A 26144-nucleotide genomic window follows, 5' to 3' on the forward strand; every position below is an offset into this window, starting at 1 on the left:
TCATGACAAGCCGCTCATGACAGGCCGCTCATCGCCAGTTCGCCGATACGGAACGCATAAACCAACTCTCTCGGGCCGCGGCCCATTGCGCCCGCACCAACGCCTCTAATGTGGCGAATGCAGGGAGCGCTCTTCTACAGCGCCGCCGACGCGCTGGCGAGGTCTTGTCGCACCGCATGCGCGGCGGCCTGCAGCGCCGGATCGTCACGTCGCCGCGGGCGCGCGGCGTCGATCGGCTGCGACACCCGCAACGTGCCGGGGGAACCGCCCAGCGCGACGATCCGATCGGCGAGGTAGACCGCCTCCTCGATGTCGTGCGTGACGAACAGCACGGTCTTGCCGGTCCGGTCGCGAATGCGCAGGAGTTCGTCTTGCAGGCCCTCGCGCGTCATCGCGTCGAGAGCGCTGAAGGGTTCGTCCATCAGCAGAACCTCGGGATCCACCGCGAGCGCGCGCGCCAGCGAAACGCGTTGGCGTTGGCCGCCCGAAAGCTCATGCGGGAAACGGTCCGCATAGGCCGCGAGCCCGACCAGCGCCAGCGCGTCGGCGGCCTTCTGCAGCCGCTCGGCCTTGGGCAGGCTCGAGCGCTCCAGCCCGAATGCGACATTGCCGAGCACGCGCCGCCACGGCAGTAGCCGGCCATCCTGGAACACCAGCGCAACCGGAAGAACAGCGCCCGGCGCTCCCGGCGCAACCCGCACGGTCCCGGCGCTCGGCTTGGCGAGCCCGGCGATGACGCGCAGCAGCGTCGACTTGCCGACGCCTGACGGCCCCACGATGGCGAGGAACTCGCCCCTGCCGACCGTGAGGTCGAGGCCGCGCAGCACCTCGGTGCGTCGCCCGCCGCGATCGAAAGCGAGGCTGATGCCGGAGAGCTCGATCACGCTTTCCATGCGAGCACCCGGTTCTGGACCAGCACGAAAACGGTGTCGATCAGCCCATAGAGCCCCGCCATCGTGATCATGTAGACGACCACGATATCGGTCGCGAGCAGGCTGGAGGCCTGCATCATGCGCTGTCCGAGGCCCGTGACGCCGAAGAGTTCCGCCGCCACCACGGCCATCCAGGCTTGCCCGAGCGCCGTGCGCAGCCCGGCCAGAATGCCGGGCGCTGCCGCCGGCAGCACGATCTTGACCAGCTTGGCCGGGGCGGAGCGGTAGCCATAAGCCTCCGCCAACTCCATCAGGTCGCGGTCAACCGCCCGCACGGCCGCCAGCGTGGCGAAGTAGCAGATCCAGAACACGCCGACGCCGACAATGAACACCGCCCCGCCGGTGGACACGCCAAACCACAGGATCGCGAAGGGCACCCAGGCCAGGCCGGGGATGGGGCGCAGCAGGCGGACGATCCACCCCACCAGCGCCTCGGCCGAGCGGCTGAGCCCTGTCACGACGCCGAGCCCTACGCCCAGCACCGCGCCGCTGAGCAGCCCGAGCAGGTAGTGCCCCAGGCTGGATTGCACGGAGGCCAGCCAGAACCCCGAGCGGATCTCGCCGATCAACGCCGCCGGCAGCTGGCTCGGCGCGGGCAGCAGCATGGGCGGCAGCACGCCGGTGCGCACCAGCCCCTCCCAGAGCAGCAGAAAGGCCCCGAGGCCGAGAGCCCCGAGGCCGATGGAACGCTGCGCGGTCATCATCACAGTGCGCCCGGCTGGGCCCCCGAACCGCGCGTCACCCCTGCATCGCCTTCTTGTAGAAGCTGCGGTCGAACAGGCCTTCCAGCGGATATTCCTTGTCGAGCGAGCCAAGCTTCACTTGGTAGGCCTGCATCAGCCGGGTCGCGTCCACGATGGCGTCCGGGTCGGCCACGAACTTGGAGGCCGGCGAGGTCAGCGCCGCCTTGATGGTGGCGGCGTCCACGATCCCCTTTCCGAGCATCGCCTCGATGTGAGGGGCGGCCTTGTCCGGGTTGGTCTTGATCAACTCGACCGCCTTCACGACCCCGTTCACGATGGTCTGAGCGGCCGCAGGGTCGCGGGCCAGGAAATTGCCCGAGAAAGCCACGACGGTGCCGGGCTGGTTCGGGAACATCGCCCCGCCCAGGGCGACGATCTTCATGCGCGGGTCGCGCTTGGTCACGATGGTGACGGCCGGCTCGCGGATGGTCGCGCCTTCAACCGCGCCGGTGAGCAGCGCCTGCTGGGTGGCGTCGATGCCCATCGGGACGATCTCGGCATCGGCCTTATCAGCCTTTGCGACCTCCCAGAGCCAATGCTGCAACGTCGTGTTCGGCACCGAGCCGGCAGGCTGGGTCGCCAATCGCGCCGCCTTGCCGGTCGCCTTCCGGAAATTGGCGAGCGCCTGCGCGGGCGAGACGCCGTCCTTGAACTCGGCCGCGAGCTTGCCGCCCGCCACCATGGACATCTCCTCGATGGCGGTGGCGGTCACGACCCGCACGTCGACGCCCTTGGCGCGCGCCACCGCGAGCGGAGCAACGCCGGCCACATAAACGTCCAGCGTACCGGACGCGAGGGCCTGGATCATGTTCGGGCCGGATTCGAACGTGACGAAGCTGAGCTCCAGGCCGGCCGCCTTGCCCCACCCCTCCCCGTTCATCACGATCGCGGGCGCGGCGCCCAGCACCGGGATGATCCCGACCCGGATCGGCGCGGCCGCGAGAGCCGGCCCGGCGCCGAAGCGCGCCAGAGCCGGCATCGCCAGCGCGGCGCCGGCGGCGGTCACGAATGTGCGGCGGTTGATCATCGGGCGCTCCCTGCGGTCTGGCGTCTCGTGCCCGCTGATGTAGCGGCTCGGTCGCGCCAAAACAAGGATGCGAACGTGAATTATGTCAATTCACATTGACTGCCGTATTTATCATGGCCGGAGTGGCCGTTCCTGTCAGGCGGAGAACCCGGGTCCCACCCTGGCGCCGCTACTGCAGCAAGTACTCGCCGCTGGCGAGCCGCAGCTCCGCGGGCCTGATCAGCCGCGCATGCGCCACGCGCACCGAGTGGAGCGGGCCTTCCAGCGTGGTGCGCCAGAAGGTCAGGAACTTGTTCAGGGCCGGGAACTTGGGCGCGAGGTCATACTCCTGCCAGACGAAGGTCTGGAGCAACGAGGGATGATCCGGCAGGCAATACAGGATGTGAGCGGTGGTCAGGCCGTAGCCCTGCATCTGCTTGATGAAGTCCGCGTCGGACTGGCGTATCGTCGAACCCATGGCGCCTCCTTCTTCTCCAAGGATCGCCGGGGCCCCTCCCCGGCAAACGGAGAACATGTGGACGAACCGAAGGTTCAAGATTCGGGCCAAGTTGTAAATTTTACGTTTCATTCCAGACACTTGGCAGCCACCGTGAAGGATTGCTGACAGCAGCCTGAATCATCGTGTGAGCCAGCCGGCCACCTGACTCGTAGCAGGGCTGACCACAAGGACGACGCCCGTGCCCCGCATGCGCCAGAAAGCCGACCTGCCGACCAAGACCTGCATGGCCTGCGGCCGGCCTTTCGCCTGGCGCAAGAAGTGGGAGCGCGACTGGGAGGCCGTGAAGTTCTGCTCGGAACGCTGCAAGCGCGAAAAGCCCAGCGCTGGACGCTAAGCCGGAGGCGCGACCTCTCGCAGCTTCGCCAGCGCCTCGGGCGTGTCCACGTCGAGAGCCACCGCCACGTCCGAGATCGGCGCCTCGATCACCTGGTCACGCCGGCGCTCCAGCAGCTTCTTGGCTCCGGCGTCGCCCGTGAGGGTGGCGATCTCGGAAAACAGCGCCCGCGCGATCACCACCGGATTGTGCCACTCGCCCTCGTGCACCGGCACGGCCGCGACGCTGCCGGGCGCAGCCTCGAACGCCGCGACCATGCGGCGGATCAGCGGCGCGTCCACCAGCGGCATGTCGCCAAGCGCGACCACCACGCCGTCAGCCGCCTCCGGCAGCGCCGCGACGCCGGCCTGCAGCGACGTCGACAACCCTTCGGCGAAGCGCGGATTGCGAACGAAGCGCACGTCGAGACCCGCGAGCGCGGCCTCGACGGCCTCGGCCTCGTGGCCCGTCACCACCACGACAGGCGCCGCGCCTGACGCCACGGCCGCCTCCGCGGCGAGACGGACCAGCGGCTTGCCGTCATGCTCCAGAAGCAGCTTGTTGGGCCCGCCCATCCGGGTCGAGCGTCCGGCGGCCAGCACGATGGCGGCGATGCGGTCGAGCGAAGCAGTCATTCGTCCTCCTTCGCCCCGCCGGAGCGCAGCATGCCCCGCTGGACGATTTCCATCAGCAGTCCGCCAACCCCGAGCGCGGTGATCTCCCGCCGCCCGACCGGCAGGCCGGCAAGCAGGCGCTGCAGCATCCAGTCGAAGCCATTCTCGGCCGGACTCCGGGCGCAGCCAGGAGCCCCCAGCACGGGCCTCCCGGATAACCGCCCAAACAGCAGCAGGTTGCCGGGATCCACCGGCATGCCGAAATGTTCGACCACGCCGCCTGCGGCCTCGATCGCGGCCGGGATCACGTCGCGCCGGTCCGTGATGGCGGACGCCCCGAACACGAGGATCAATTCGGCGTCGCTCTGCGCCAGCGTGGCCAATGCCGACGCCAGCGCCTGCGTGTCGTGGGGCACTTCCATGTCGGCCACGATTGGCGCGCCCGCTGGGGCAAGCCGCTCTTCCAGGATACGAAGCGTCTTGCGCACTGTGCTGGCCTTCAGCGTCGGCAGCAGCGTCGACACCACCCCCACACGGAGCGGCCGAAACGCCGCCACGCGCACCAGCGGCTCGGCGCCGGCGGACGCCAGGGCGGCGTCGAGGTCCCGCTGCGGAACCGCAAAGGGAATTATCTTGACGGTGGCGATCATCTCGCCCGCCTGCACGGGCTTGAAGGCCGGCAAGGTCGCGAGCGTGATCGCCTCGTCGACGCTGTTGAGCCGATCCACGCCGTCCCGGTCGATTACCAGCACGCCGGGCGCCTCGGCGAAGAGGTTGCTCCGCCCGGTGAACGGCTTCTCGACCCGGACGCCCGCCCCCGCCACGGCCTCGGCAAGCTGCCGGGCCGCCTCGTCCTCGCCAACATCGCCGGGCTCGAGCCGGGCGACTACGACACGCTCCACGCCGGCGGCGCGCAACCGCGCGATCTGGGCCGCGTCCAGCAGCGTTCCCTTTTTCACCACGCCATCGCTCGTGCGCACCGCGTGGACGCAAACCGCGCCCAGCGCCTCGTCGAGCGGCGCCGACCCGAACAGCATCCGCTCAGGCCGCCGCCGCGGCGGCCTCGGGCTTGCGGCGCAAGGTGGCGGTGATCTCGCCCATGATCGAAAGCGCGATCTCGGCCGGGCTGATCGCGCCGATCGCCAGCCCGATGGGCGCGTGGATGCGGGCGATGTCGGCCTCCGTGAAGCCGGCCGCCATCAGCCGCTCGACCCGCCGGGCGTGAGTTTTCCGCGACCCGAGCGCGCCAACGTAGAAGCACCGCGACTTCAGCGCGTGCACGAGGCCCGGGTCGTCGATCTTAGGGTCATGCGTCAGGGCCACGAAGGCCGTGTAGCGGTCGACGCCGAGCTTCGGCAGCACGTCGTCGGGCCATTCGGCATAGACCGGCGCGTCCGGGAAGCGGTCCGCGGTCGCGAATGCGGTGCGCGGATCCACGATCGCGATGTCGTGGCCGAGCAGCCGCGCGATCGCGACCAGCGCCTGGCTGATGTGAACCGCGCCGGTCACGACGATGCGCACCGGCGGCGCCTGCACGGTCAGGAACACGTCGCCCTGCGGCGTCTCCGCCATGCCGCTCTTGCCCATGCGCAGGCGCTCGGCCAGCAGGTCGGCCAGCGGATCGCCGGCGAGGTCCGCTTCGCGCACCAGCCGCTGCTCGCCGCTCGCGACATCGGTGACCAGCACGGCGGCGCGGCGCGCTTCGCGCTCGGCGTTCAGGGCGGCGAGGATTTCGAGCTTCATGGCCGTCTCCCGTTCAGTTGCGATCCAGCGCCAGACGCGCCCCGAGCCCGATCAGCACCGCGCCGCCAACCGCCTTCATGACAGCCTGCACGCGGCCGGCCTCCTTCATCCGCCGCGTCAACGCGGAGGCGAAAAGCACCGTCAGCACATCGGCCGACGAGAAGCTGAGATTAACGATCACGCCCAGGATCAGGAATTGAGCCCACACGGGCAGCGATCCCGCCGGGTCCACGAACTGCGGCAGGAAGGCGATGAAGAAGATCGCCACCTTGGGGTTCAGGAGCTCCACCATGAAGCTTTCCAGCAGCGCCCGCCGCACGCTCTTGGGCTGCACCTCGGGCGTCTCCACCGCGCCGCGGCTCCTGATCATGCCGATGCCGAGCCACACGAGATAGGCCGCGCCGATCAGCTTCACGGCCGCATAAGCCTCCGGCACATGGGTGAAAACGACCGAGAGCCCCAGCGCGGCCGCCAGCACATGCGCATAGCAGCCGAGGTGGATGCCGAGCACGGCCATGAACCCGCCGCGCCGCCCGCGCGCCACCGTCTGGGCCGCCGTGTAGAGCAGCGCCGGCCCGGGCATATAGGCGAAAACCGCCGTCGCGATCGCGAAGGCGACGAGCACGTCGAAGGAGGCCATCAATCCACCTTCTCGACGAACACCCGGATGCGGCCGCCGCAGGAGAGCCCGACTTTCCAGGCGGTCTCGTCCGCGACGCCGAATTCCAGCATGCGCGGGGCGCCGCTCTCGATCACGTCCACGGCCTCGGTCACCACCGCGCCCTCGACGCAACCGCCCGAGACCGAGCCCAGGAAATTGCCGTCGTTGTCGATCACCAGATGGCTGCCCACCGGCCGCGGCGCCGAGCCCCAGGTCTCAACCACGGTCGCGATGGCGACGCCCTTGCCTTCGCGGCGCCAGGCCTCGGCCTTGTTCATGATGTCGTTGTCGGTCGCCAGCATGGTCATCGCCTTTCACTCCTCTGGACCACGAGCCTTCAGGCTCGCCACCCTGCGAGCCGGAGGCTCGCGATCCAACTCAAGCCGCCCTGCGCAGCCAGCGCCGTGGATCGGCATCCATGCTGCCCTCGGCGGCCAGCGCCTTCACCAGCGTCTCCATGGACTGGAGATTGTGGATCGGCCGGAACTCGTCGACATGCGGCAGCATGGCGCGGATGCCCTGCGCCCGGGCCTCGAACCCATCGTAGCGCAACAGCGGATTGAGCCACACCAGCCGGCGGCAGGACCGATGCAACCGGTCCATCTCCGTCGTCAGGTCGGCCACGCCGTCGCGCTCCAGCCCGTCCGTGAAGAACAGCACCACCGCGCCCTGGCCGAGCACACGGCGCGACCACTCGCGGTTGAACTGATGCAGACATGTGGCGATGCGCGTGCCGCCTGACCAGTCCTGCACCTGCGCGGAGCACAAGGCCAGCGCCTCGTCGGGATCGCGGCTCTTCAAGGCCCGCGTCACATTGGTGAGCCGCGTGCCGAACAGGAAGGTGTGCACCCGCCGCCGCGCATCCGTCATGGCGTGGAGGAAATGCAGAAACAGCCGTGTGTAGTCCGCCATGGAGCCCGAGATGTCGCACAGCGCCACCACGGGCGGCGGCCGCGTCGCCTGCTCCATGCGGGCGAGCTCGATGCCCGCCCCGCCACCGCGCAGCGACTGACGCAGCGAGCGCCGCAGGTCGATGCGCGAGCCGCGCGCCGCCGGCGTCAGGCGCCGGATCAGCGTCTTGTCATCGGGCAGGCGCAGCGTCGCGATGGCGCGCTGCGCCCGGCCGATCTCCTCGGCTGTCATCTGGGCGAAGTCCTTGCCTTGCAGGATCTCGCGTTCCGACACGGTGAGCCGGGCGGAGAACTCCTCCTGCCGCTCCTCCTGCGGCTCGGGCGGCTTGTCCTGCTTCAGCAGCGCCTGCGCGGCCCGCAGCGCAGCGGCGTCGGGCTTGCGCTCCTTCTCGTCGCGCGACGGCGGCGTCGCGGGCGACATCGTCGAGATGATCTTCTCGATCAGCGCCCGCCGCCGCCAGAAAATCCGGAACGCCTGCTCGAACACGTCCGAGTGCTCGTGCTTCTTCACGAACACGGCGTGCAGCGTCCAGTAGAAGTCGGCCCGCGTGCCGATCCGCGCCGTCTCGACCGCCGCCAGCGCGTCCAGCACAGAGCCGGGGCCGACAGGCAGTCCCGCCTCGCGCAAGGCGCGGGCGAAATACGCGATGTTCTCGGCGAGCTTGCCGGAGTCGTCCGGGATCGTGTCGGCGGCGTCCATCGGAACCATCCCGCGCTTCGTCACGCTTTCGCGTTCGCCACGGCTTTCGCTTCGTCCAGGATCGCCTTCACGCGCGAGCCCTGCATTTTCTGGATGTCGTCCTGGTACTTCAACAGCACGCCCAGCGTATCGGACACGATGGCGGGGTCGAGCGCCACTGCGTCGAGCTCCACCAGCGCGGAGGCCCAGTCCAGCGTCTCGGCCACGCCCGGCGCCTTGAACAGGTCCTGCGCCCGGATCGCCTGCACGAAATTGACGATCTCGCGCGACAGCCGCGCCGGCGCCTTGGGGGCCTTCGCCTTCAGGATCTGAAGCTCGCGCTCGGCGTTCGGGTAGCCGACCCAGTGATAAAGGCAGCGCCGCTTCAGCGCGTCGTGGATCTCGCGGGTGCGGTTCGACGTCACGATCACGATCGGCGGATGGTCCGCCTTGATCACGCCGAGCTCCGGGATGGTGACCTGGTTGTCGCTCAGCACCTCCAGCAGAAAGGCCTCGAAGGCCTCATCGGTGCGGTCGAGCTCGTCGATCAGCAGCACGGGCGCGCCGTTCACGTCCGGCGCCAGGGCCTGCAGCAGCGGGCGCTTGACGAGGTAGCGCTCGGAGAAGACATCCTCCTCCAGCCGCCCGCGGTCCACGCCGCCGGCCGCCTCGGCCATGCGGATCGCCATCATCTGGCCGGCGTAGTTCCACTCATACACGGCCGACGAAACGTCGAGCCCCTCATAGCACTGCAGCCGGATGAGCTTGCGGCCCAGCACGCTGGACAGAACCTTGGCGATCTCGGTCTTGCCGACGCCCGCCTCGCCTTCCAGCAGGATGGGCCGTCCCATGCGCAGCGCCAAGAAGATCACGGTCGCGAGCGAGCGGTCCGCCACATAGGACCCGGCCGAGAGCAGCTTCAGCGTCTCGTCGATGGAAGTGGGAAGCGGGTGGGCCATGCGGGTCGAAATCTCCGTGCGCCGGCGAGACGCACGCAGAACCTAGCGCGCTCAAGGCCCGGCGCCACTAGGGCCAAAGAAGGATCGCGCCCGCCCGGAACGCATGGCGGACGCGCAATGGCGGCGACAAGGGCCGCAGCGTAAACTCTTTCCCGCGAAGCGGGGGAGATGTCGGCGAAGCCGACAGAGGGGGGCCGGGCCCGAGGCGTTCTTTCTTGCGAGGGGTTGCGCACCGCTACCCCCTCCCTGCCCTCCCCCGCTACGCGGGAGAGGCTTCCGAAGTGAGGCTTTGGGCCGCTGACCTCTTCCGGCGCGCTCTCTCTCCCCGGCGCGGGGAGAAGGCCTTTGCCGAGTTGCTTACTTCCCGATCGCGGCCGTCACGGCCCGCTTGGCCATCACGGTGATCAGGTGCGCGCGGTATTCCGGTGAGGCGTGGATGTCGCCATTGATGCCGGTCGCCGGCATGGAGATACCGTCCAGCGACTTCGGCGAGAAGCGCTTCTTCAAGGCTTCCTCCAGCGCGGTGGCGCGGAACACGCCGTTGGCGCCGGCGCCCGTCACGGCGACGCGGATGTCGGAGCCGCGCTTGGCCACGAACACGCCCACCATGGCGTAGCGCGAGGCCGGGTTGCGGAACTTGGCGTAGGCCGCCTTGGAGACGATCGGGAAGGCCACCTTCACGACAACTTCGCCCGGCTCGAGCGCGGTCTCGAACAGGCCGGTGAAGAACTGCTCCGCCGGGACCTTGCGCATGTTGGTGATGATGGTCGCGCCCAGCGCCAGGCAGGCGGCCGGATAATCGGCGGCCGGGTCGTTGTTGGCGACCGAGCCCCCGATGGTGCCGCGGTTGCGCACCGCCGGATCACCGATCAGGCCCGCCATGTCGGCGAGGCCCGGGATCGCCTGCCGGACGATCTCGGACGTCGCCACATGGGCGTGCTTGGTCATGGCGCCGATCACGAGCGAGCGGCCCTTGAGCTCGATGCCGGCGAGGCCCTCGACCTTGCTGAGGTCGATCAGCGCCGGCGGCGCGGCGAGGCGCTGCTTCATGGTCGGCAGCAGCGTCTGCCCGCCGGCCAGGATCTTGCCGTCCTCGTTCTTGGCGAGGAGCGAGGCGGCCTGCCGCACGGTTTTCGGCTGGTGGTAGGAAAAGGCGTACATGGGTCGGATCCCCTTATCATTCGCGTTCTGGAGCCGTTCCCTCGTCCTTTGAGACGCCCTGCTGCGCAGGGCTCCTCAGGATGAGGAAACGGGATGGCGGCCTCGCTTAGCCCTCATCCTGAGGAGCGGCCCACAGGGCCGCGTCTCGAAGGACGAGGGCGGGTCGGCCGCCGAGTTCAAATCATCGCCCCGCTCACTCCGCCGCGATGGCGGGCAGCCGGCGCTGCGCCGCAAGCCACACGGCCTGGGGCGTCGCCGGCATGGCGATGTGCTCGTGCCCGAGCGCATCCGTGATGGCGTTGATCACGGCCGGCGGCGACGCGATGGCCCCCGCCTCGCCGCAGCCCTTGATGCCAAGCGGGTTGGACGGACACGGCGTCGACGTCGTGCCGACGTCGAAGCTCGGCAGGTCGTCGGCCCGCGGCATGCAGTAGTCCATGTAGGAGGCCGTCACGAGTTGCCCGTCGGCGTCGTAGTGCACGCCCTCGAACAGCGCCTGCCCGACGCCCTGCGCGATGCCGCCATGCACCTGGCCCTCCACGATCATCGGGTTGATCACGGTGCCGAAGTCGTCCACCGCGGTCCACCGCGCAATGGTGGTCACGCCCGTCTCGGGGTCGATCTCCAGCTCGCAGATGTGGACGCCCGACGGGAAGGTGAAGTTGGTGGGATCGTAGAACGCCCCCTCCTTCAGCCCAGGCTCCAGTTCCTGGCCGGAGAACTTGTGCGCGATATAGGCCTGCAACGCGACCTCGCCGAAGGCGAGCGACTTGTCGGTGCCTGACACGCTGAAGCGCCCGTCCTTGAATTCGATGTCGGCCTCCGAGGCCTCCATCGCGTAGGCCGCGACCTTCTTGCCCTTGGCGATCACCTTGTCGAGGGCCTTGGAGATCGCCGACATGCCGACCGCGCCCGAGCGCGAGCCGTAGGTGCCCATGCCGAACTGCACCTTGTCGGTGTCGCCATGCACGATCGCGACCTGGTCGATCGGCACGCCGAGCCGGTCGGAGACCAGCTGCGCGAAGGTGGTCTCGTGGCCCTGGCCGTGCGAGTGCGAGCCCGTCAGCACCTCCACGGTGCCCACCGGGTTGACCCGGACTTCCGCCGATTCCCACAGGCCGACGCCCGCGCCCAGCGAACCCACCGCGGCCGACGGCGCGATGCCGCAAGCCTCGATATAGGCCGAGTAGCCAAGCCCGCGCAGCTTGCCGACCCGGGCGCTCTCGCGCTTGCGCTTGGCGAAGCCCTTCACGTCGGCCATCTCCATGGCCTTGTCGAGCGAGGCCGTGTAGTCGCCCACGTCATACGCCATGATCACGGGCGTCTGGTGCGGGAACTTGCGGATGAAGTTCTTCTTGCGGAACGCCACCGGGTCCTGCCCCAGCTCGCGCGCCGCCACTTCCACCAGCCGCTCCACCACGAAGGTGGCCTCGGGCCGGCCGGCGCCCCGATAGGCGTCCACCGGCGCGGTGGTGGTGTAGACGCCCTCCACCTCGGCGTAGATCGCCGGGATGTCGTACTGCCCCGACAAGAGCGGCGCGTACAGGTAGGTCGGCACCGACGACGAGAAGGTGGAGAGGTAAGCTCCCAGATTGGCCTTGGTCTTCACCCGCAGCGCGATGATCTTGCCGCGCTCGTCGGTGGCGAGTTCCGCATGCGTGAGGTGGTCGCGCCCATGCGCGTCGGCCAGAAAGGCCTCGGTGCGGTCGCTCACCCACTTCACGGGCCGGCCGACCTTCTTGGCGGCCCACACGCACACGGTCTCCTCGGCGTAGATGAAGATCTTGGAGCCGAAGCCGCCGCCCACGTCAGGTGCGATCACGCGCAGCTTGTGCTCGGGCGCGATGCCGATAAAGGCCGACAGCACGAGCCGCGCCACATGCGGGTTCTGGCTCGTCGTGTAGAGGGTGAACTGCTCCTGGCCGCTGTCGTAGTCGCCGATCGCGGCGCGCGGCTCCATCGGGTTGGGGGCGAGCCGGTTGTTGACGATGTCGAGCCGGGTCACGTGCTTGGCGCGCGCAAAGGCGGCGTCCGTGGCGGCCTTGTCGCCCAGGTGCCAGTCATAGACGCGGTTGTTGGGCGCGACGTCATGGATCACGGTCTTGCCCGTGAGCGCCTCGTTCATGTCCACCACGGCGGGCAGCTGGTCGTAGTCGACCATCACCTTCTCGGCGGCGTCACGGGCCTGCGCGAAGGTCTCGGCGATCACCACCGCGACGTGGTCGCCCACATAGCGCACCTTGCCGACCGCCAGCGCCGGATGGGCGCCCGCGCTCATCGGCGAGCCATCCTTGTTGTGGATCATCCAGCCGCAGATCAGGCCGCCGATCTTGTCGGCCTCAAGATCCTGGCCGGTCAGCACCGCCACCACGCCGGGCGACGCCAGGGCGGCGCTCGCGTCAACGGACTTGATCACCGCATGGGCGTGGGGGGAACGCACGAAGGCCGCATAGGTCTGGCCCGGGCGGTTGATGTCGTCCGTGTACTGCCCCTTGCCGGTGATGAAGCGAAAGTCTTCCTTGCGGCGCACGGGCGCGCCGATGCCGGTCGCTGACATGATGTTCCTCCTCGGGGGCGCCGGCCGATCTTGTATCGGATCAGGGTCCGGGACGGCTTCGGCGCGAATGAATCGATCGAAACGGATGAACTACTCGGCCGCGGCCTGCATGCCGCCCGCACCCATTGCCTGGGCCCCGGCTTCCACCGCCTTCACGATGTTGTGGTAGCCCGTGCAGCGGCAGATGTTGCCTTCGAGCTCTTCGCGGATGGTGTGCTCGTCCAGGGTCGAGCCCTTGCGGTTCACGATATCGACCGCCGTCATGATCATCCCGGGGGTGCAGAAGCCGCACTGCAGGCCATGATGCTCGCGGAAGGCGGCCTGCATCGGATGCAGCTCGGTTCCGTTCGCGAGCCCCTCGATCGTGGTGACGTGCGAGCCCTCGCAGCTTACCGCCAGCATGGTGCAGCTTTTCACGGCCGCGCCGTCGACATGCACCACGCAGGCGCCGCACTGGCTGGTGTCGCAGCCGACATGGGTTCCGGTGAGCCGGAGGTTCTCACGCAGGAACTGCACGAGAAGCGTGCGCGGCTCAACGTTCCCCGAAACGGCCTTGCCGTTCACCGTCATCGAAATCGTCGTCATTCAAGTCCTCCACTGGTGCGCCGCCATGGAGCCCGAAGAACGGGACCGGCGACTCGTTTTTGGCCGCTCGCGCGGCGAACTCATGGTGCGTTGTCGGCGAACACTGAACAGACGGCCGGCCGCGTCCCCGCAGCCGGATCGGCCGCCCCGGTGGGCCGCCGTCCAGCTTGGAAGGATTCGAGTTTGGTACGCCCTGAAAACGGGGTCAAGCGGATTGACGAATGAGAAAGATGGGCCAAATCCGCGCGTTTTGCCGCAAGTTTTCGGGAGAAACACGGACGCGACGGACAAGGCTACGCTTGGCCGCTCGCTCCCGCGCCAGCTTCGTCACAGTGGAAGGGAGGCTTAGGCCGCCTGCGGCTCCACCGCCTTGGCGAAGTTGGCGAAGAACTCGTCCGCCATCTTCTTGGCGACGCCATTGATCAACCGGCCGCCGAGTTGCGCCAGCTTGCCGCCGATCTGCGCTTCAACATCATAGGTGAGCTTGGTGCCGCCCTCGGCGTCCTCGAGCTTCACCACCGCGCCGCCCTTGGCGAAGCCCGCGACGCCGCCCTCGCCTTCGCCCGTGATGCGGTAGCCGTTCGGCGGATCGATGTCCGACAGCGTGACCTTGCCTTTGAAAGTGGCGCTCACCGGGCCGACCTTCACCTTGGCGACAGCCGCGAAACCGTTGTCGCCCGTGGTCTCCAAGCTCTGGCAGCCCGGGATGCAGGCGCGCAGGACGTCGGGATCGTTGAGCTTGGCCCACACGGTCGCCTTGTCGGCGGGCAGCACGAAATCGCCGGACATGGTCATGGCCATGGGTCGTTCTCCTCCAAAACACACTTGAAATGCGCGAGGCCGGCGCGGGAGGCTTGCGCCTCGTCCCGCCGGCCCTGCTACAGTCGGCCGATCAGACCATGTCCCGCGCGCCGCCGCAACGCGCCGGGATCGCCCCGAACGCAGGTGAGGCATGCTCACGCTCACGCCAGAACAACAGGCCGCCGCCGCCGGCGAACACGGGCGTGGTTCCGCGATCGCGATGCGCATCGTCGCCGAGGCCGCCCGGCTGATGGGCGCGCCGCGCCTCATCCCGGTTGCGTCGGCCCATATCGACGGCGCTCTCTATCATGGCGATTCCGGCACTCTGTTCGCCGAGGCGCTGGTGGATGGCGGCGCCTCCGTGCAGGTCGAGGCGACCCTGAACGTCGGAGCGCTAGACCTCGTCGGCTGCTCCCGGGTTCGCCTGCCGCCGCATGAGCGCGAGATGGCCAAGCGCATGATGCGCGCCTACGAGGCGTTGGGCTGTTCGCCAACCTGGACCTGCGCGCCCTACCAGGCCGGCCACCGGCCGGCCGTGGGGTCCGATGTCGCCTGGGGCGAATCCAACGCCGTGGTGTTCTGCAATTCGGTGCTGGGCGCGCGCACCAACCGGTATGGCGACTTCCTCGACATCGCCTGCGCGATCGCGGGCGTCGCGCCCGACTACGGGCTGCACCGGCCGGAGAACCGCCGCGCCGCCGTGGTGGTGGACGTGTCTGGCCTGTCGCCCGAGTTGCGCGCGTCCGAGGCGTTCTGGCCCGTGTTCGGAACCTGGTACGGCCTGACGCTCGGCTCCGAGATCGGCGTCGTGACCGGGCTGGAGGGCCTGGCGACCGAGGACCGCCTCAAGGCGATGGGCGCGGCCTCGGCCTCCTCGGGCGGCGTCGGCCTCTTCCACATAGCGGGCGTAACGCCCGAGGCCCCCGACCTCGCGACGGCCTGCGGCGGCGCGGATGGGCTCGCGCAGGCCAGGCGCCTCATGGTGACCGGCCCGATGATGCGGGCCGCCAGCGCCCGCCTGTCGACGGCCGAAGGCGACGCCGTCGACGCGATCGCGATCGGCAGCCCGCACCTCTCCGCCGAGGAGGTCGCCGATCTCGACCGGCTGCTGGATGGCCGGCGCGTCGCCGTGCCGTTCTACGCCTGCACGGGCCGGCACGTGATCCGCGCCATCGAGGCGGACGGCAGCCGGGCCCGGCTGGAGCGGCAGGGCGTCACCTTCGTGGCCGACACCTGCGTGGTGGTGACGCCGATCCTGGAGCGCACGGACGGCGTGCTGATGACCAACTCGGGCAAGTTCGCGCATTACGCCCCCGGCAACACCGGCCTGGCGGTGCAATACGGCGCGCTGGCCGACTGCGTGGAAAGCGCCGTCGCGGGCCGCCTCGTGCGGGAGGACCAGCTGTGGAGCTGAACGCCGACATCCTGCTGCCGGGCGACGGCGCCGACAACGCCGTGGTGGAAGGCGACGTGCTCGCCCTCACGGCTCCGATCAGCTTCTGGGGCGGGGTCGACCCCAAGACCGGGACGATCATCGACGCGCGCCACCCGGAGCGCGGCCAGAACATCGCCGGGCGCGTGCTGGCGTTGCCCGGCACCATCGGGTCGTCATCGGCCTCGGCCGTGCTGCTGGAACTGGTTCACGCCGGCCGGGCGCCCGCCGCGATCCTGATGCCGGAGCCGGACGCGATCCTGCTGCTCGGCCTCGTGGTGGCGCGGGAAATGGGCTGGGCGATCCCGCCGGCGCTGCGCGTCTCGGCGCAGGACCAGCGCGGGCTCATGGGCCAGCAAGTCGAAATCGAGGGCGGGTTGATCCGGTCGCGTACGGCGGCCTGAACTCAAACGTCGTGATAGCGACGATGGACGTAGACGAGGCTCGGCTCCGCGCCGCCCAGGCGCACGGCCGTGACTTCGCCGATCAGCACGTGGTGGGTGGCGACGTCCTTCACCTCGACGAGGCGGCAATCGAACGACGTCAGCGCGTCCAGGAGCAGCGGCGCGCCGGTCTCGAACACGCCCCACTGGCCGCGCTCGAAGCGGGCTTCCCCGTGCAGGCCGGTACGGCCGGCGAAATCCTCGGCCAGCGCCCGGTGCTCGGCCGCTAATGTATTCACGCAGAACACCCCGTTGGCGATGAGCCGCGCAGCCGACCCGCTGGCGCGGTTGAGGCAGACCAGCAGCGTCGGCGGACGATCCGAGATCGACGCCACCGCGGTCGCCGTGAACCCGGCCCGGCCGGCGGGGCCGTCCGTCGCGACGATGTTCACCGCGGCCGCGAGCCGACTCATGCCCTCGCGGTAGACGAGCGATTGTTCTTCAGACACCGGGGAGCCCTCGCCCATGGCTGCGCCCGGGCCTGCCGCGGCAAGGCCGCCGAGTGTGGAGACGCGCAGGGGAAGGGTCATGGGGGATTTCGCTCCGCAAGAAGCCAAGATAGGGCCCGGAGCCCAGACAGGCAATGCAAGGGCCAGAAGCTCACTCCCAAACGCCGCCCGTTTCGCGCCAGAATGGGGCGGCGGACCTGACAAGCGTCAAAGTTCGGCGAGCGCCAGCTTCAATCCGTCCCGAACATGGGCGATCAGCGCGTCCGAGGCCGCGGCTGCGCCTGCCGCGTCCTGCGCGCCGATCGCGGCCGCCACCGCCTCGTGGAGGCGCGATGACGCCGCCAGGTCCTGCTCGCGCCGGAAATAGTACCAGCCGCGCCGGGCCATGCTCTGCAGCGGCGCCAGCGCCCTCTGCGCGAAGGGGTTCGCGCCGGCGTCGCCGAGCAGCCCGTCGAAGCGCTGGTCGGCCCGCATGTATGCGGCGGCGTCTCCCTCGCGGGCGGCCGCCGTCATCTCGGCCGCGATGGCGGCGAGTTGCGCGCGCTGCGCCTTGGTGGCGCGCCGCGCCGCCGCGACCGCCACGACCCGCTCCAACGCCGCGCGTGCGTCCAGCGCCAGCAGCACGTCGAGCGGATTGATGGCCGCCACCGCCATGCCCTTGCGCGGAAACACCACCAGCAGCCCATCCGCCACCAGCCGCTGCACGGCCTCGCGAACGGGCGTGCGACCGAGAGCGAGCCGCGCCGCGAGATCCTGCTCGGTCAGCCGCAACCCCGGCGCGAGCGCAAGCCGCACGATCTCGTCCTCGATCAGCCGATAGGCGCGATCCGCCAGGGTCTCGCCGGGCTGCGGCTCAACGCTCTCGAGCTTGTTATCCACCAAGGGCTCCCACATCATACTCCGCCATCGCACCGGCAGGCCGGCCTCGAAGCCGCAAGATCAGCCATCCCTAGGCCGTCATTCCCGGCGACCTGCCCATCAGGTCGGGAAAGGGATCCAGGGGCAAGAGCGCGGCTGCCCTGGATCCCCTTCCCGGCGCTTCACGCCGCCGGGGATAACGGCGGGAGGTGATTGCACCGCCGCCGGGGCTCAGCCGACTGCAAATCCGCGTTGACCCTCGACCAGCAGTGATATATTACAGATATACACACCAACGCACAATGGGAGATGGCGAGATGAGCAGCCAGAAGTGGGCCGGGGTCTTCCCCGCCGTAACTACCAAGTTCACCGCCGACGACCGGCTCGACATCGCCGAGATGGAGCGCTGCTTCAAGCTGCAGCTCGATGCCGGTGTGCACGGCCTCATCGTGTGCGGCTCGCTCGGCGAAGCCTCCACGCTGGAGCCGACCGAGAAGGTCGAGGTCCTGAACACTGCCATTCGGGTCGCTGGCGGATCCGTGCCGGTGCTGCTGACCGTCGTGGAAGGCTCCACCCGCCGCGCGCAGGCGCTTGCGGAAGCCGGCGCCAAGGCCGGCGCGGACGGCTTCATGATCCTGCCGGGCGTGCCCTACAAGTCCGACGCTCGCGAGACGATGGCGCACTACCGCGCAGTCGCGAAGTCCGGCGGCAAGCCGGTGATGATCTACAACAATCCGGTCAGCTACGGCGTCGACATCACCCCCGCCATGCTGGGCGAGCTCGCCGCCGACCCGCTCTTCGTCGCGGTCAAGGAATCCTCCGACGACGTGCGCCGCGTCACCCAGATCTTCAACGCCGTGGGGGACCGTTTCCAGGTCTTCACGGGTGTCGACAACCTCGCGCTGGAAAGCCTCGCGGTGGGCGCCGTCGGCTGGGTCGCGGGCCTCGTCTGCGCCTTCCCGGCCGAGACGGTCGCGATCTACGACCTGATGCGCCAGGGCCGCCTCGCCGAGGCGGTGGCGATCTACCGCTGGTTCCAGCCGCTGCTCGACCTCGACGTGTCGTCCAAGCTCGTCCAGAACATCAAGCTCGTCGAGGCGCTGGCCACCAACTCCAACGACCGCTGCCGCGCCCCGCGCCTGCCGCTGGTCGGCGAGGAACGCGCCCGCGTGGAGGCGATCGTCGCCAAGGCTCTGGCCAACCGCCCGCAGCTCCCGGCCGCCAGGATCGCCGCGGAGTAAGGCTGGGCCAAACCCCTCATCCGACCTCGCTTCGCTCGGCCACGTTCTCCCCGTCCCGGGGGGACGCCCGGCGCCGCAGCCGTAACCGGCCCCCTCTCCCCGGCACGGGGAGAGGGTTGGGGTGAGGGCCTTCCTCTCCCGAAACCGAGACCGCGCATGAAGATCACCATCGTCGGAGCCGGGCTCGTCGGTCTCGCCAGCGCGCACGCGTTGGCGGCCGAGGGACATCGCGTCACGGTGATCGACCGGGAGGGCCCGGCGGCGGGCGCCTCGCAGGGCAACGCCGGCTGGCTGGCGCATACCGACATCGATCCCATTGCGTCTCCCAAGATGCTGCGGCGCGTGCCGCGCTTCCTGCTCGATCCGCTCGGGCCGCTGGCCATCCGGCCGAGCTATCTCATCTCGATCCTCCCCTGGCTCGCCCGCCTCGTCTGGGCGTCGCGGCCCGAGAACCTGGCCCGCTCCGTGGAGGCGCTCGTTTCGCTGCAGAAGCTCGCGATGCCGGCCTGGACCAGCCTGTCCGGCGAGCTCGGCCTCGGCAAGCTCATCCACCGTCGCGGCGGGCTCTTCGTGTTCGACGACGAGGCCGCCTTCGTGCGCGCCAAGGCGCATTTCCAGAAACAGCGCGCGCTCGGCATCGCGTGCGACCTGCTCGACGCCGCGCAGGTGCGCCAGATGGAGCCGGCGCTCACCGACCGGGTCGTCGCGGCCGCCTTTTTCCCGGACGCCGCCCATGTGAGCGACCCGCGCGAGGTCACGCAGGCGCTGTTCGACGCCGCCATGGCGCGCGACATCCACTTCGAGAAAGCCGAGATCCGCGCGGTCGAGCCCGGACCGCCGGTCCGCCTCGTCACGCGCTCGGGCGACGTGCTGACGGCCGACAGGGTGGTGGTCGCCGCCGGCGCATGGTCCAGGCCCCTCGCCGCCTCGCTGGGCGACGACGTGCCGCTCGACACCGAGCGCGGCTACAATGTGAGCTTCCCGGGCGTCACCGGCCTCCTGTCCCGCCCGGTGTCGTTCGATGGCCAGGGTTTCGTCGCCACCCCGCTCGACAGCGGCCTGCGCATCGGCGGCGCGGTGGAGCTCGGCGGCTTGTCGCTGCCCCCCAACCACGCCCGGACTCGGGCGCTCTACGAAAAGGCGACGCGCTTCCTGCGCGACGTGCCGCCCTTCGAGAGCGGGTCCACCTGGATGGGCTTCCGGCCGTCCATTCCGGATTCGCTTCCGGTCATCGGCCGCGCCAGAACCAGCGCGGACGTGATCTACGCCTTCGGCCATGGCCACTACGGGCTGACGCAATCGGCCGCCACCGGCTCCCTCGTGGCCGACCTGATCGCCGGCCGCACGCCTCCGATCGACCTTGCGCGTTTCAGCCCGCAGCGGTTTTGATGGAACAAGACGTCCACTCGACGCCGTCGTCCCAGGCGGCGCGCAGCGCCGGAAAGGGGATCCAGGGCCGCCGCGCTCACTCCTGGATCCCCTTCCCGACCCGCTCCGCGGGTCGCCGGGGATGACGGCGAGTAGCGGCGCCACCACCACTTCAAGTTGAATCATAACCACCACACCCGGGATCAACCCCATGGCGACCCACACGTTTTTCTGCGTCGACGGCCATACCTGCGGCAACCCGGTGCGGCTCGTGGCCGGCGGCGGGCCGCGGCTGGAGGGGCGCACCATGGTGGAGAAGCGCGCGCATTTCCTCGCCGAGTTCGACTGGATCCGCACCGGGCTGATGTTCGAGCCGCGAGGCCATGACATGATGTCGGGCGCGATCCTCTATCCGCCCACGCGCGACGATTGCGACATCGCCTTCCTGTTCATCGAGACGTCCGGCTGCCTGCCGATGTGCGGCCACGGCACCATCGGCACGGTCACGATGGCGCTGGAGCGGGGGCTGGTGACGCCGCGCGAGCCAGGCCTGCTGCGCATCGACACGCCGGCCGGCCTCGTGGAGGCGCGCTACGAGCAGAACGGGCAATTTGTGGACAATGTCCGCATCACCAACGTGCCGTCCTTCCTCCACTCCCGGCAGATCGTCGCCGAGGTCGAGGGACTGGGCGAGATCGTCGCCGACGTGGCCTATGGCGGGAATTTCTACGCCATCGTCGAGCCGCAGAAGAACTTCCCGGGCCTCGAGCACGTCGATCCCTCCGACATCCTGCGCTGGAGCCCGAAGGTGCGAACGGCCTTCAGGGCCCGCTACGACTTCATGCATCCCGAGAACCCGGCCATCAACGGCCTCTCCCACGTCTTGTGGACCGGAACGCCCACCGTGCCGGGCGCGCACGCCAGGAACGCCGTGTTCTATGGCGACAAGGCCATTGATCGCTCGCCCTGCGGCACCGGCACCTCGGCCCGCATGGCCCAGTGGGCGGCGCTGGGCCGCCTGAAGGTGGGCAACGACTTCGTGCACGAATCGATCATCGGTACCCTATTCAAGGGCCGCGTCGAAAAGGCGGTCCGGGTAGGCGAATTTGACGCCATCGTGCCTTCCATCGAAGGCTGGGCCCGCATGACCGGCTACAACACCATCTTGATCGACGATCGCGACCCGCTCGCGCATGGGTTCCAGGTGAAGGATCGCGGCTGACATAACAGCCCAGCGCGGCTCGCATGGGCGCCCTCGGCCTGGCATCGCCTTGCGAGTTTCCCGCAATGCGCGTGCTCGCGCGCATGAATCCGTCTTCAAAGCGGGTTAAAGCCGCGTTTTCTGCTTTTTGTCGGGATTGTGACCGCTGATCATTGTCGCCACGCGGGCGCCTTGGTAAGACTTTGGTGAGAGTTAGCCTGGTCCGGGCATGCGCCTTGCTTGCCGGACCGAGCCGCCCTTTACAGCGCCGTCAGAGCGCGGGAGGGCGAAAGAGGGGAGTGGCGTTTCATCATGGAAGTTTTCCTGCAGCAGCTCATCAACGGGCTGACGCTGGGGTCCATCTACGGCCTGATCGCGATCGGCTACACGATGGTTTTCGGCATCATCGGCATGGTGAACTTCGCCCATGGCGACGTTTTCATGGTCGGCGGCTTCATCGCCCTCATCCTGTTCATGGTGTTCACGGCCTGGCTCGGCGTGGCCGTGGTGCCCGCGCTGGTGCTGGTGCTGCTGCTCGGCATGGTGCTGACGGGCCTCTGGAACTGGACCATCGAGCGCGTGGCTTACCGGCCCCTGCGCGGCTCGTTCCGCCTCGCGCCGCTGATCTCGGCGATCGGCATGTCGATCTTCCTGTCCAACCTCGTCCAGGTCATCCAGGGCCCGCGCAACAAGCCGCTGCCGCCGATGATCCAGGGCAACTTCGTGCTCATGGGCGAGGGCTCCACCACGGTGGTGCTGGCCTACAAGCAGATCGTCATCATGGTGGTGACCGTGGTGCTGCTGGCCGTGTTCTGGTGGCTGGTGCAGAAGACCCCGCTTGGCCGCGCCCAGCGCGCCTGCGAGCAGGACCGCAAGATGGCGGCGCTGCTGGGCGTCGACGTCGACCGCACCATCTCGATCACCTTCGTGATCGGGGCGGCCTTGGCGGCCGTCGCTGGCGTCATGTACCTCATGTATTACGGCGTGGTGAACTTTTCGGACGGCTTCGTGCCGGGGGTGAAGGCCTTCACGGCCGCCGTGCTGGGCGGCATCGGCTCCCTGCCGGGCGCGGTGATCGGCGGACTCCTCATCGGCCTCATCGAGACCATGTGGTCGGCCTATTTCACCATCGACTACAAGGACGTGGCGGCATTCTCGATCCTCGCCATCACGCTGATCTTCCTGCCGACCGGCCTCTTGGGCCGGCCAGAAGTCGAGAAGGTCTGAGACCATGGCCGCCACACTCGACGCACAGGTCCCCGTCCGCCCCGCGGCCGGCGCCCTCCTCTCCCGCGCCATCCGCGAAGGCGGCTTCGCGGCGCTGATCACGCTGGGGCTCTCCTTCCCGATCCTGGCGCTGCGCACCGAGCAGAACATGGCCAACGAGCTCGTGCTCGTGCCGCGCTGGAGCTGGGTGGCGCTGCTCTGCATCGCGGTGTTCATCGCCCGCTTCGTGCAGATCTACTTCGAGAACAAGTTCACCCGCACGCTGCTGGTGCTGGGCTGCTTCACCCTGCTGGGCGGGCTCGGACGCGCCGTGAACGCCGCTTTCGACGGCTTCGCCGCAACCGTGTTCACGATCGGCCTGCTGCTGCTGATCGCCGGCATGATGTGGGAGCGGCGGGTGGAAACCGCAGGCGTCTCGACGCCGCTCTCCCCGGCCGCAAAGGCCCGGTGGGCCGTGGTCACCCGCTACGCCGGCCCGGTGGCGCTGGGCTTCCTGGCCGTCTACCCGATGGCCATGCTGGCGCTGGCTGGCCCGGGCGGCTCCATCAAGTGGATCGACAATTTCGGCATCCAGATCCTCATCTACGTGATGCTGGGCTGGGGCCTGAACATCGTGGTGGGCCTCGCCGGCCTGCTCGATCTCGGCTACGTCGCCTTCTACGCCGTGGGCGCCTACAGCTACGCGCTGATAGCCACCAAGGTGATCCCCGAGACCTTCCCGGCGCTCGGCGTCTGGGCCTTCTGGGTCTGCCTGCCCATCTCGGGCCTGCTGGCCGCCCTCTGGGGCATCATCCTGGGCTTCCCGGTGCTGCGCCTGCGGGGCGACTATCTCGCCATCGTGACGCTCGCCTTCGGCGAGATCATCCGGCTGGTGCTGATCAACTGGGTCGACTTCTCCAACGGCTATGCGGGCCTTTCCACCATCCCGCGGCCGAGCTTCTTCGGCATTCCGTTCAACGCGTCCGATACGGGCTTCGCGGCCGTGTTCGGGCTTGAGTTCAGCCCGATCTACCGAACGATCTTCCTCTACTACGTCATCTTCGCGCTCGCGCTGCTCACCGCCTATGTGACGCTGCGGCTGCGCAAGCTGCCGGTGGGCCGCGCCTGGGAGGCCCTGCGCGAGGATGAGATCGCCTGCCGATCGCTCGGCATCAACACCACCAACACCAAGCTCACCGCCTTCGCGATCGGCGCCATGTTCGGTGGCTTCGCGGGCTGCTTCTTCGCCGCCCGCCAGGGCTTCATCAGCCCGGAGAGCTTCACCTTCATCGAATCCGCGCAGGTGCTCGCCATCGTGGTGCTGGGCGGCGCCGGCAGCCTCGTCGGCGTCGTGGTGTCGTCCATCGCGCTGGTCGGCGGCTTCGAGATCCTGCGCGAGCTCGAATTCCTGAAGCAGATCTTCGGCGAGAGCTTCGACCCGGCCCAATACCGCACGCTGCTGTTTGGCCTCGCGATGGTGGTCATCATGCTGTGGAAGCCGCGCGGCCTCGTCTCGACCCGCGAGCCCACGGCCTTCCTGAAGGAGCGCAAGACCGTGTCGAGTTCGCTCGTGAAGGAGGGTCACGGCTGATGTCATCCGCCATCTCGTCTCCCTCCCCGGCCGCGTCGGCCGCGCCGCTGCTCCAGGTCGACCACCTCACCATGCGCTTCGGCGGGCTCGTGGCGATCAACGACCTCTCCTTCGTGGCCCGCCGCGGCGAGATCACCGCCCTGATCGGCCCCAACGGCGCCGGCAAGACCACTGTGTTCAACTGCATCACGGGCTTCTACAAGCCTACCGAGGGCATGATCACCCTCACGCATCCGAGCGGGGCCAATTTCCTGCTCGAGCGCCTGCCGGACTTCCGCATCAACTGGAAGGCCAAGGTCGCCCGCACGTTCCAGAACATCCGCCTGTTCCAGGGCATGACGGTGCTCGAGAACCTGCTGGTGGCGCAGCACAATCCGCTGATGATCGCCTCCGGGATGACCCTGTTGGGCGTGCTCGGCATTGGCGGCTACAGGGCCAAGGAAAAAGAGGCGATCGAGCGCGCCAAGTACTGGCTCGACAAGATCGATCTCACCGACCGCGCCGACGACGCAGCCGGCGAACTGCCCTACGGCGCGCAGCGCCGGCTCGAGATCGCCCGCGCGATGTGCACCGACCCGGTGCTGCTGTGCCTGGACGAGCCCGCCGCCGGCCTCAACCCGCGCGAGAGCCTGGAGCTCAATACGCTCCTGCGCTCGATCCGCACCGACCATGACACCTCCGTGCTGCTGATCGAGCACGACATGTCGGTGGTGATGCAGATCTCCGACCACGTCGTGGTGCTGGACTACGGCACCAAGATCGCGGACGGCGCGCCCAAGGACATCCAGAATGACCCCAAGGTCATCGCCGCCTATCTGGGCGTCGAGGACGAGGAGGTCGAAGAGGTCGAGGCCGAGGTCGAGACCGTCGCCGAACAGGTGGTTGCGGAGCAGACCCGATGAGCGCCCTCGCAACCGACGCTCCCGCGGCCGTCATCGCGCCCGGCCAGCCCTTGCTGACCGTGCGCGGCGTCAAGACCTACTACGGCAACATCATCGCCCTGAAAGGCGTCGACCTCGACGTCAACCAGGGCGAGATCGTCACGATCATCGGCGCCAACGGCGCCGGCAAATCGACCTTGATGATGACGGTGTTCGGCTCGCCGCGGGCGCGCGAGGGCCGCATCACCTTCGCGGGGACCGACATCACCCAGATGCCGACGCACGAGATCGCGCGCCTGCGCATCTCGCAGTCGCCCGAGGGCCGGCGCGTGTTCCCGCGCATGACCGTCTACGAAAACCTGCAGATGGGCGCGTCGATCAACAACTTCGCCCATTTCGACGAAGACCTGCAGCGCATGTTCACGCTGTTTCCGCGCCTCAAGGAGCGCGTCGACCAGCGCGGCGGCACCCTGTCGGGCGGCGAGCAGCAGATGCTCGCCATCGCGCGCGCCCTGATGGCCCGGCCGAAGCTGTTGTTGCTGGACGAGCCCTCGCTCGGCCTGGCGCCGCTGATCGTGAAGCAGATCTTCGACGCCATCCGCGAGCTCAACCGCTCGGAAGGGCTCACCGTGTTCCTGGTGGAGCAGAACGCCTACCACGCGCTCAAGCTCGCGCATCGCGGCTACGTCATGGTCAATGGCGTCATCACGATGTCTGGCACCGGGCGGGCGCTGCTCGCCGACCCGCAGGTGCGCGCCGCCTATCTCGAAGGCGGCCACCACTAGCCCCGCATGCCGGTTGAGCGCGCCCGCGCGGCGCTCGACCCTGCCACAGCTCCGAGGAAACCATGCAAGGCGTTCTCTACGAGGAAAGCTCCATCGGCCTGTTCCTCCTCGTCTCGGTGATCATGGGAGGCGCGGCCGCCTGGGCGTCGGGCAAGTCCATCGCGCAAACCTGGCGGCCGGCCTGGATGGTGGTCCCCTACATGCTGATCCTCGGCATGGCGGTCCGCTTCATCCACTTCGCGCTGTTCGAGGGCACGCTGCTGTCCGGCCACTATTACGTGGTCGACACCATCCTGCTGCTGATCGCCGGCGGCCTTGGCTTTCGCTACAAGCGCACCCAGCAGATGACGACCCAGTATCGCTGGCTCTACGAGAAGACCGGGCCTTTCAGCTGGCGCGAGCGCAGCGCCGCAAACGCCTGAAAACCGCTCGAAAATTGGCCGGCGAAGGCTTTGCTTTTCGGATGACACCCACTGGAAAAGGCGCAATGATCCGCCACCCACG

Annotated in this window: 26 protein-coding genes and 2 pseudogenes; 12 read left to right on the forward strand and 16 right to left on the reverse strand. The window is 68.8% G+C overall.

Features of this window, described 5'->3' with window-relative positions; genetic code table 11:
- Positions 1 to 134 precede the first annotated feature (134 nt).
- The 4 genes from AC1DSZ_RS19150 to AC1DSZ_RS19165 all read right to left on the reverse strand — a co-directional run bounded on the left by AC1DSZ_RS19150 (position 135) and on the right by AC1DSZ_RS19165 (position 3159).
- Positions 135 to 893 carry an ABC transporter ATP-binding protein gene (locus AC1DSZ_RS19150; protein WP_476839949.1) on the reverse strand — a complete coding sequence of 253 codons (759 nt, stop codon included), beginning with the start codon at positions 891 to 893 and terminating at the stop codon, positions 135 to 137.
- The gene (locus AC1DSZ_RS19155; RefSeq protein WP_476839950.1) at positions 881 to 1633 is read right to left on the reverse strand and encodes an ABC transporter permease; all 753 of its coding nucleotides are present in this window, start codon (positions 1631 to 1633) and stop codon (positions 881 to 883) included. Before AC1DSZ_RS19155 ends, AC1DSZ_RS19150 begins: the two co-directional genes overlap by 13 nt.
- 37 nt (positions 1634 to 1670) lie before the next feature.
- Entirely contained in the window at positions 1671 to 2702 is a 1032-nt protein-coding gene (locus tag AC1DSZ_RS19160; protein ID WP_476839951.1) for an ABC transporter substrate-binding protein, read from the reverse strand.
- A 169-nt stretch (positions 2703 to 2871) separates the two neighbouring features.
- A complete protein-coding gene (locus AC1DSZ_RS19165) occupies positions 2872 to 3159 on the reverse strand; it encodes an usg protein (protein ID WP_188518851.1) in 288 nt (95 codons plus the stop codon).
- A 220-nt stretch (positions 3160 to 3379) separates the two neighbouring features.
- On the opposite strand from AC1DSZ_RS19165, the gene AC1DSZ_RS19170 reads away from it, so the two are divergent.
- A complete protein-coding gene (locus tag AC1DSZ_RS19170; RefSeq protein ID WP_476839952.1) occupies positions 3380 to 3535 on the forward strand; it encodes a DUF2256 domain-containing protein in 156 nt (51 codons plus the stop codon).
- Here the strand turns inward: AC1DSZ_RS19170 and AC1DSZ_RS19175 are convergent.
- From AC1DSZ_RS19175 to AC1DSZ_RS19220, 10 genes and pseudogenes are all read right to left on the reverse strand, one after another.
- A pseudogene (locus tag AC1DSZ_RS19175) lies at positions 3532 to 5165 on the reverse strand (NTP transferase domain-containing protein). The gene AC1DSZ_RS19170 and the pseudogene AC1DSZ_RS19175 overlap by 4 nt on opposite strands.
- Positions 5166 to 5169: 4 nt before the next feature.
- Positions 5170 to 5871 (reverse strand): XdhC family protein, encoded by a 702-nt coding sequence (locus tag AC1DSZ_RS19180; RefSeq protein ID WP_476839953.1) that lies wholly within the window; start codon positions 5869 to 5871, stop codon positions 5170 to 5172.
- Between the two features lie 13 nt (positions 5872 to 5884).
- Complete coding sequence (locus tag AC1DSZ_RS19185; RefSeq protein ID WP_476839954.1) at positions 5885 to 6511, reverse strand: LysE family translocator; 627 nt, start codon at positions 6509 to 6511, stop codon at positions 5885 to 5887.
- Positions 6511 to 6834 carry an XdhC family protein gene (locus AC1DSZ_RS19190; RefSeq protein WP_188519707.1) on the reverse strand — a complete coding sequence of 108 codons (324 nt, stop codon included), beginning with the start codon at positions 6832 to 6834 and terminating at the stop codon, positions 6511 to 6513. Before AC1DSZ_RS19190 ends, AC1DSZ_RS19185 begins: the two co-directional genes overlap by 1 nt.
- Positions 6835 to 6910: 76 nt before the next feature.
- The gene (locus AC1DSZ_RS19195) at positions 6911 to 8143 is read right to left on the reverse strand and encodes a vWA domain-containing protein (protein WP_476839955.1); all 1233 of its coding nucleotides are present in this window, start codon (positions 8141 to 8143) and stop codon (positions 6911 to 6913) included.
- Positions 8144 to 8163: 20 nt separating this feature from the next.
- Positions 8164 to 9081, reverse strand: coding sequence for an AAA family ATPase (locus tag AC1DSZ_RS19200; RefSeq protein ID WP_476839956.1), 918 nt, complete (start codon positions 9079 to 9081; stop codon positions 8164 to 8166).
- A 357-nt stretch (positions 9082 to 9438) separates the two neighbouring features.
- Positions 9439 to 10242 carry an FAD binding domain-containing protein gene (locus AC1DSZ_RS19205; protein WP_476839957.1) on the reverse strand — a complete coding sequence of 268 codons (804 nt, stop codon included), beginning with the start codon at positions 10240 to 10242 and terminating at the stop codon, positions 9439 to 9441.
- Between the two features lie 193 nt (positions 10243 to 10435).
- Positions 10436 to 12799, reverse strand: a complete 2364-nt coding sequence (locus AC1DSZ_RS19210; RefSeq protein ID WP_476839958.1) for a xanthine dehydrogenase family protein molybdopterin-binding subunit — start codon at positions 12797 to 12799, stop codon at positions 10436 to 10438.
- Between the two features lie 90 nt (positions 12800 to 12889).
- The gene (locus AC1DSZ_RS19215; protein ID WP_476839959.1) at positions 12890 to 13384 is read right to left on the reverse strand and encodes a (2Fe-2S)-binding protein; all 495 of its coding nucleotides are present in this window, start codon (positions 13382 to 13384) and stop codon (positions 12890 to 12892) included.
- Between the two features lie 345 nt (positions 13385 to 13729).
- On the reverse strand, positions 13730 to 14185 hold the full coding sequence (locus AC1DSZ_RS19220) for an SRPBCC family protein (RefSeq protein WP_188518860.1): 456 nt from the start codon (positions 14183 to 14185) through the stop codon (positions 13730 to 13732).
- Positions 14186 to 14336: 151 nt separating this feature from the next.
- Between AC1DSZ_RS19220 and AC1DSZ_RS19225 the strand changes: the two genes are divergently transcribed.
- Complete coding sequence (locus AC1DSZ_RS19225; RefSeq protein ID WP_476839960.1) at positions 14337 to 15599, forward strand: aconitase X; 1263 nt, start codon at positions 14337 to 14339, stop codon at positions 15597 to 15599.
- Positions 15590 to 16021: an aconitase X swivel domain-containing protein gene (locus AC1DSZ_RS19230; RefSeq protein WP_476839961.1), complete on the forward strand. Its 432-nt coding sequence runs from the start codon at positions 15590 to 15592 to the stop codon at positions 16019 to 16021. The genes AC1DSZ_RS19225 and AC1DSZ_RS19230 overlap by 10 nt, the downstream gene beginning before the upstream one ends.
- A gap of 2 nt (positions 16022 to 16023) precedes the next feature.
- Here the strand turns inward: AC1DSZ_RS19230 and AC1DSZ_RS19235 are convergent, their stop codons facing one another.
- Both AC1DSZ_RS19235 and AC1DSZ_RS19240 read right to left on the reverse strand, forming a co-directional pair.
- On the reverse strand, positions 16024 to 16527 hold the full coding sequence (locus AC1DSZ_RS19235) for a flavin reductase (protein WP_476840001.1): 504 nt from the start codon (positions 16525 to 16527) through the stop codon (positions 16024 to 16026).
- Positions 16528 to 16716: 189 nt separating this feature from the next.
- Complete coding sequence (locus AC1DSZ_RS19240) at positions 16717 to 17388, reverse strand: GntR family transcriptional regulator (RefSeq protein ID WP_476839962.1); 672 nt, start codon at positions 17386 to 17388, stop codon at positions 16717 to 16719.
- A 296-nt stretch (positions 17389 to 17684) separates the two neighbouring features.
- Here AC1DSZ_RS19240 and AC1DSZ_RS19245 point away from each other — a divergent pair, with 296 nt between their 5' ends.
- From AC1DSZ_RS19245 to AC1DSZ_RS19285, 9 genes and pseudogenes are all read left to right on the forward strand, one after another.
- Positions 17685 to 18608 carry a dihydrodipicolinate synthase family protein gene (locus tag AC1DSZ_RS19245; protein ID WP_476839963.1) on the forward strand — a complete coding sequence of 308 codons (924 nt, stop codon included), beginning with the start codon at positions 17685 to 17687 and terminating at the stop codon, positions 18606 to 18608.
- Between the two features lie 156 nt (positions 18609 to 18764).
- Positions 18765 to 19997 (forward strand): NAD(P)/FAD-dependent oxidoreductase, encoded by a 1233-nt coding sequence (locus AC1DSZ_RS19250; RefSeq protein ID WP_476839964.1) that lies wholly within the window; start codon positions 18765 to 18767, stop codon positions 19995 to 19997.
- A gap of 190 nt (positions 19998 to 20187) precedes the next feature.
- A complete protein-coding gene (locus AC1DSZ_RS19255) occupies positions 20188 to 21198 on the forward strand; it encodes a 4-hydroxyproline epimerase (protein ID WP_476839965.1) in 1011 nt (336 codons plus the stop codon).
- 291 nt (positions 21199 to 21489) lie between these two features.
- On the forward strand, positions 21490 to 22404 hold the full coding sequence (locus tag AC1DSZ_RS19260; RefSeq protein WP_188518866.1) for a branched-chain amino acid ABC transporter permease: 915 nt from the start codon (positions 21490 to 21492) through the stop codon (positions 22402 to 22404).
- 4 nt (positions 22405 to 22408) lie between these two features.
- Positions 22409 to 22648 (forward strand): annotated as a pseudogene (locus AC1DSZ_RS19265) (DUF3382 domain-containing protein); the annotation flags it as partial.
- Positions 22649 to 22672: 24 nt separating this feature from the next.
- Positions 22673 to 23974, forward strand: a complete 1302-nt coding sequence (gene livM / locus AC1DSZ_RS19270) for a high-affinity branched-chain amino acid ABC transporter permease LivM (protein WP_476840002.1) — start codon at positions 22673 to 22675, stop codon at positions 23972 to 23974.
- Positions 23974 to 24876 (forward strand): ABC transporter ATP-binding protein, encoded by a 903-nt coding sequence (locus AC1DSZ_RS19275; RefSeq protein ID WP_476839966.1) that lies wholly within the window; start codon positions 23974 to 23976, stop codon positions 24874 to 24876. The genes livM and AC1DSZ_RS19275 overlap by 1 nt, the downstream gene beginning before the upstream one ends.
- Entirely contained in the window at positions 24873 to 25640 is a 768-nt protein-coding gene (locus AC1DSZ_RS19280; protein ID WP_476839967.1) for an ABC transporter ATP-binding protein, read from the forward strand. Before AC1DSZ_RS19275 ends, AC1DSZ_RS19280 begins: the two co-directional genes overlap by 4 nt.
- Before the next feature lie 62 nt (positions 25641 to 25702).
- Positions 25703 to 26062, forward strand: a complete 360-nt coding sequence (locus tag AC1DSZ_RS19285; RefSeq protein ID WP_188518870.1) for a DUF6867 family protein — start codon at positions 25703 to 25705, stop codon at positions 26060 to 26062.
- Positions 26063 to 26144: the final 82 nt, after the last annotated feature.

The organism is Alsobacter sp. P4_H11 (genome assembly GCF_056400925.1).

Excerpts from the sequence above, each read along its gene's own strand:
- AC1DSZ_RS19235 (WP_476840001.1), bottom strand. The coding sequence starts at position 16,527 with ATGGGCGAGGGCTCCCCGGTGTCTGAAGAACAATCGCTCGTCTACCGC.
- AC1DSZ_RS19275 (WP_476839966.1), top strand. The coding sequence starts at position 23,974 with ATGTCATCCGCCATCTCGTCTCCCTCCCCGGCCGCGTCGGCCGCGCCG.
- AC1DSZ_RS19215 (WP_476839959.1), bottom strand. The coding sequence starts at position 13,384 with ATGACGACGATTTCGATGACGGTGAACGGCAAGGCCGTTTCGGGGAAC.
- AC1DSZ_RS19285 (WP_188518870.1), top strand. The coding sequence starts at position 25,703 with ATGCAAGGCGTTCTCTACGAGGAAAGCTCCATCGGCCTGTTCCTCCTC.
- AC1DSZ_RS19260 (WP_188518866.1), top strand. The coding sequence starts at position 21,490 with ATGGAAGTTTTCCTGCAGCAGCTCATCAACGGGCTGACGCTGGGGTCC.
- AC1DSZ_RS19195 (WP_476839955.1), bottom strand. The coding sequence starts at position 8,143 with ATGGACGCCGCCGACACGATCCCGGACGACTCCGGCAAGCTCGCCGAG.
- AC1DSZ_RS19255 (WP_476839965.1), top strand. The coding sequence starts at position 20,188 with ATGGCGACCCACACGTTTTTCTGCGTCGACGGCCATACCTGCGGCAAC.
- AC1DSZ_RS19210 (WP_476839958.1), bottom strand. The coding sequence starts at position 12,799 with ATGTCAGCGACCGGCATCGGCGCGCCCGTGCGCCGCAAGGAAGACTTT.
- AC1DSZ_RS19225 (WP_476839960.1), top strand. The coding sequence starts at position 14,337 with ATGCTCACGCTCACGCCAGAACAACAGGCCGCCGCCGCCGGCGAACAC.
- AC1DSZ_RS19250 (WP_476839964.1), top strand. The coding sequence starts at position 18,765 with ATGAAGATCACCATCGTCGGAGCCGGGCTCGTCGGTCTCGCCAGCGCG.
- AC1DSZ_RS19205 (WP_476839957.1), bottom strand. The coding sequence starts at position 10,242 with ATGTACGCCTTTTCCTACCACCAGCCGAAAACCGTGCGGCAGGCCGCC.
- AC1DSZ_RS19180 (WP_476839953.1), bottom strand. The coding sequence starts at position 5,871 with ATGAAGCTCGAAATCCTCGCCGCCCTGAACGCCGAGCGCGAAGCGCGC.
- AC1DSZ_RS19280 (WP_476839967.1), top strand. The coding sequence starts at position 24,873 with ATGAGCGCCCTCGCAACCGACGCTCCCGCGGCCGTCATCGCGCCCGGC.
- AC1DSZ_RS19160 (WP_476839951.1), bottom strand. The coding sequence starts at position 2,702 with ATGATCAACCGCCGCACATTCGTGACCGCCGCCGGCGCCGCGCTGGCG.
- AC1DSZ_RS19245 (WP_476839963.1), top strand. The coding sequence starts at position 17,685 with ATGAGCAGCCAGAAGTGGGCCGGGGTCTTCCCCGCCGTAACTACCAAG.
- AC1DSZ_RS19200 (WP_476839956.1), bottom strand. The coding sequence starts at position 9,081 with ATGGCCCACCCGCTTCCCACTTCCATCGACGAGACGCTGAAGCTGCTC.
- AC1DSZ_RS19190 (WP_188519707.1), bottom strand. The coding sequence starts at position 6,834 with ATGCTGGCGACCGACAACGACATCATGAACAAGGCCGAGGCCTGGCGC.
- AC1DSZ_RS19185 (WP_476839954.1), bottom strand. The coding sequence starts at position 6,511 with ATGGCCTCCTTCGACGTGCTCGTCGCCTTCGCGATCGCGACGGCGGTT.
- AC1DSZ_RS19220 (WP_188518860.1), bottom strand. The coding sequence starts at position 14,185 with ATGGCCATGACCATGTCCGGCGATTTCGTGCTGCCCGCCGACAAGGCG.
- AC1DSZ_RS19165 (WP_188518851.1), bottom strand. The coding sequence starts at position 3,159 with ATGGGTTCGACGATACGCCAGTCCGACGCGGACTTCATCAAGCAGATG.
- AC1DSZ_RS19155 (WP_476839950.1), bottom strand. The coding sequence starts at position 1,633 with ATGACCGCGCAGCGTTCCATCGGCCTCGGGGCTCTCGGCCTCGGGGCC.
- AC1DSZ_RS19150 (WP_476839949.1), bottom strand. The coding sequence starts at position 893 with ATGGAAAGCGTGATCGAGCTCTCCGGCATCAGCCTCGCTTTCGATCGC.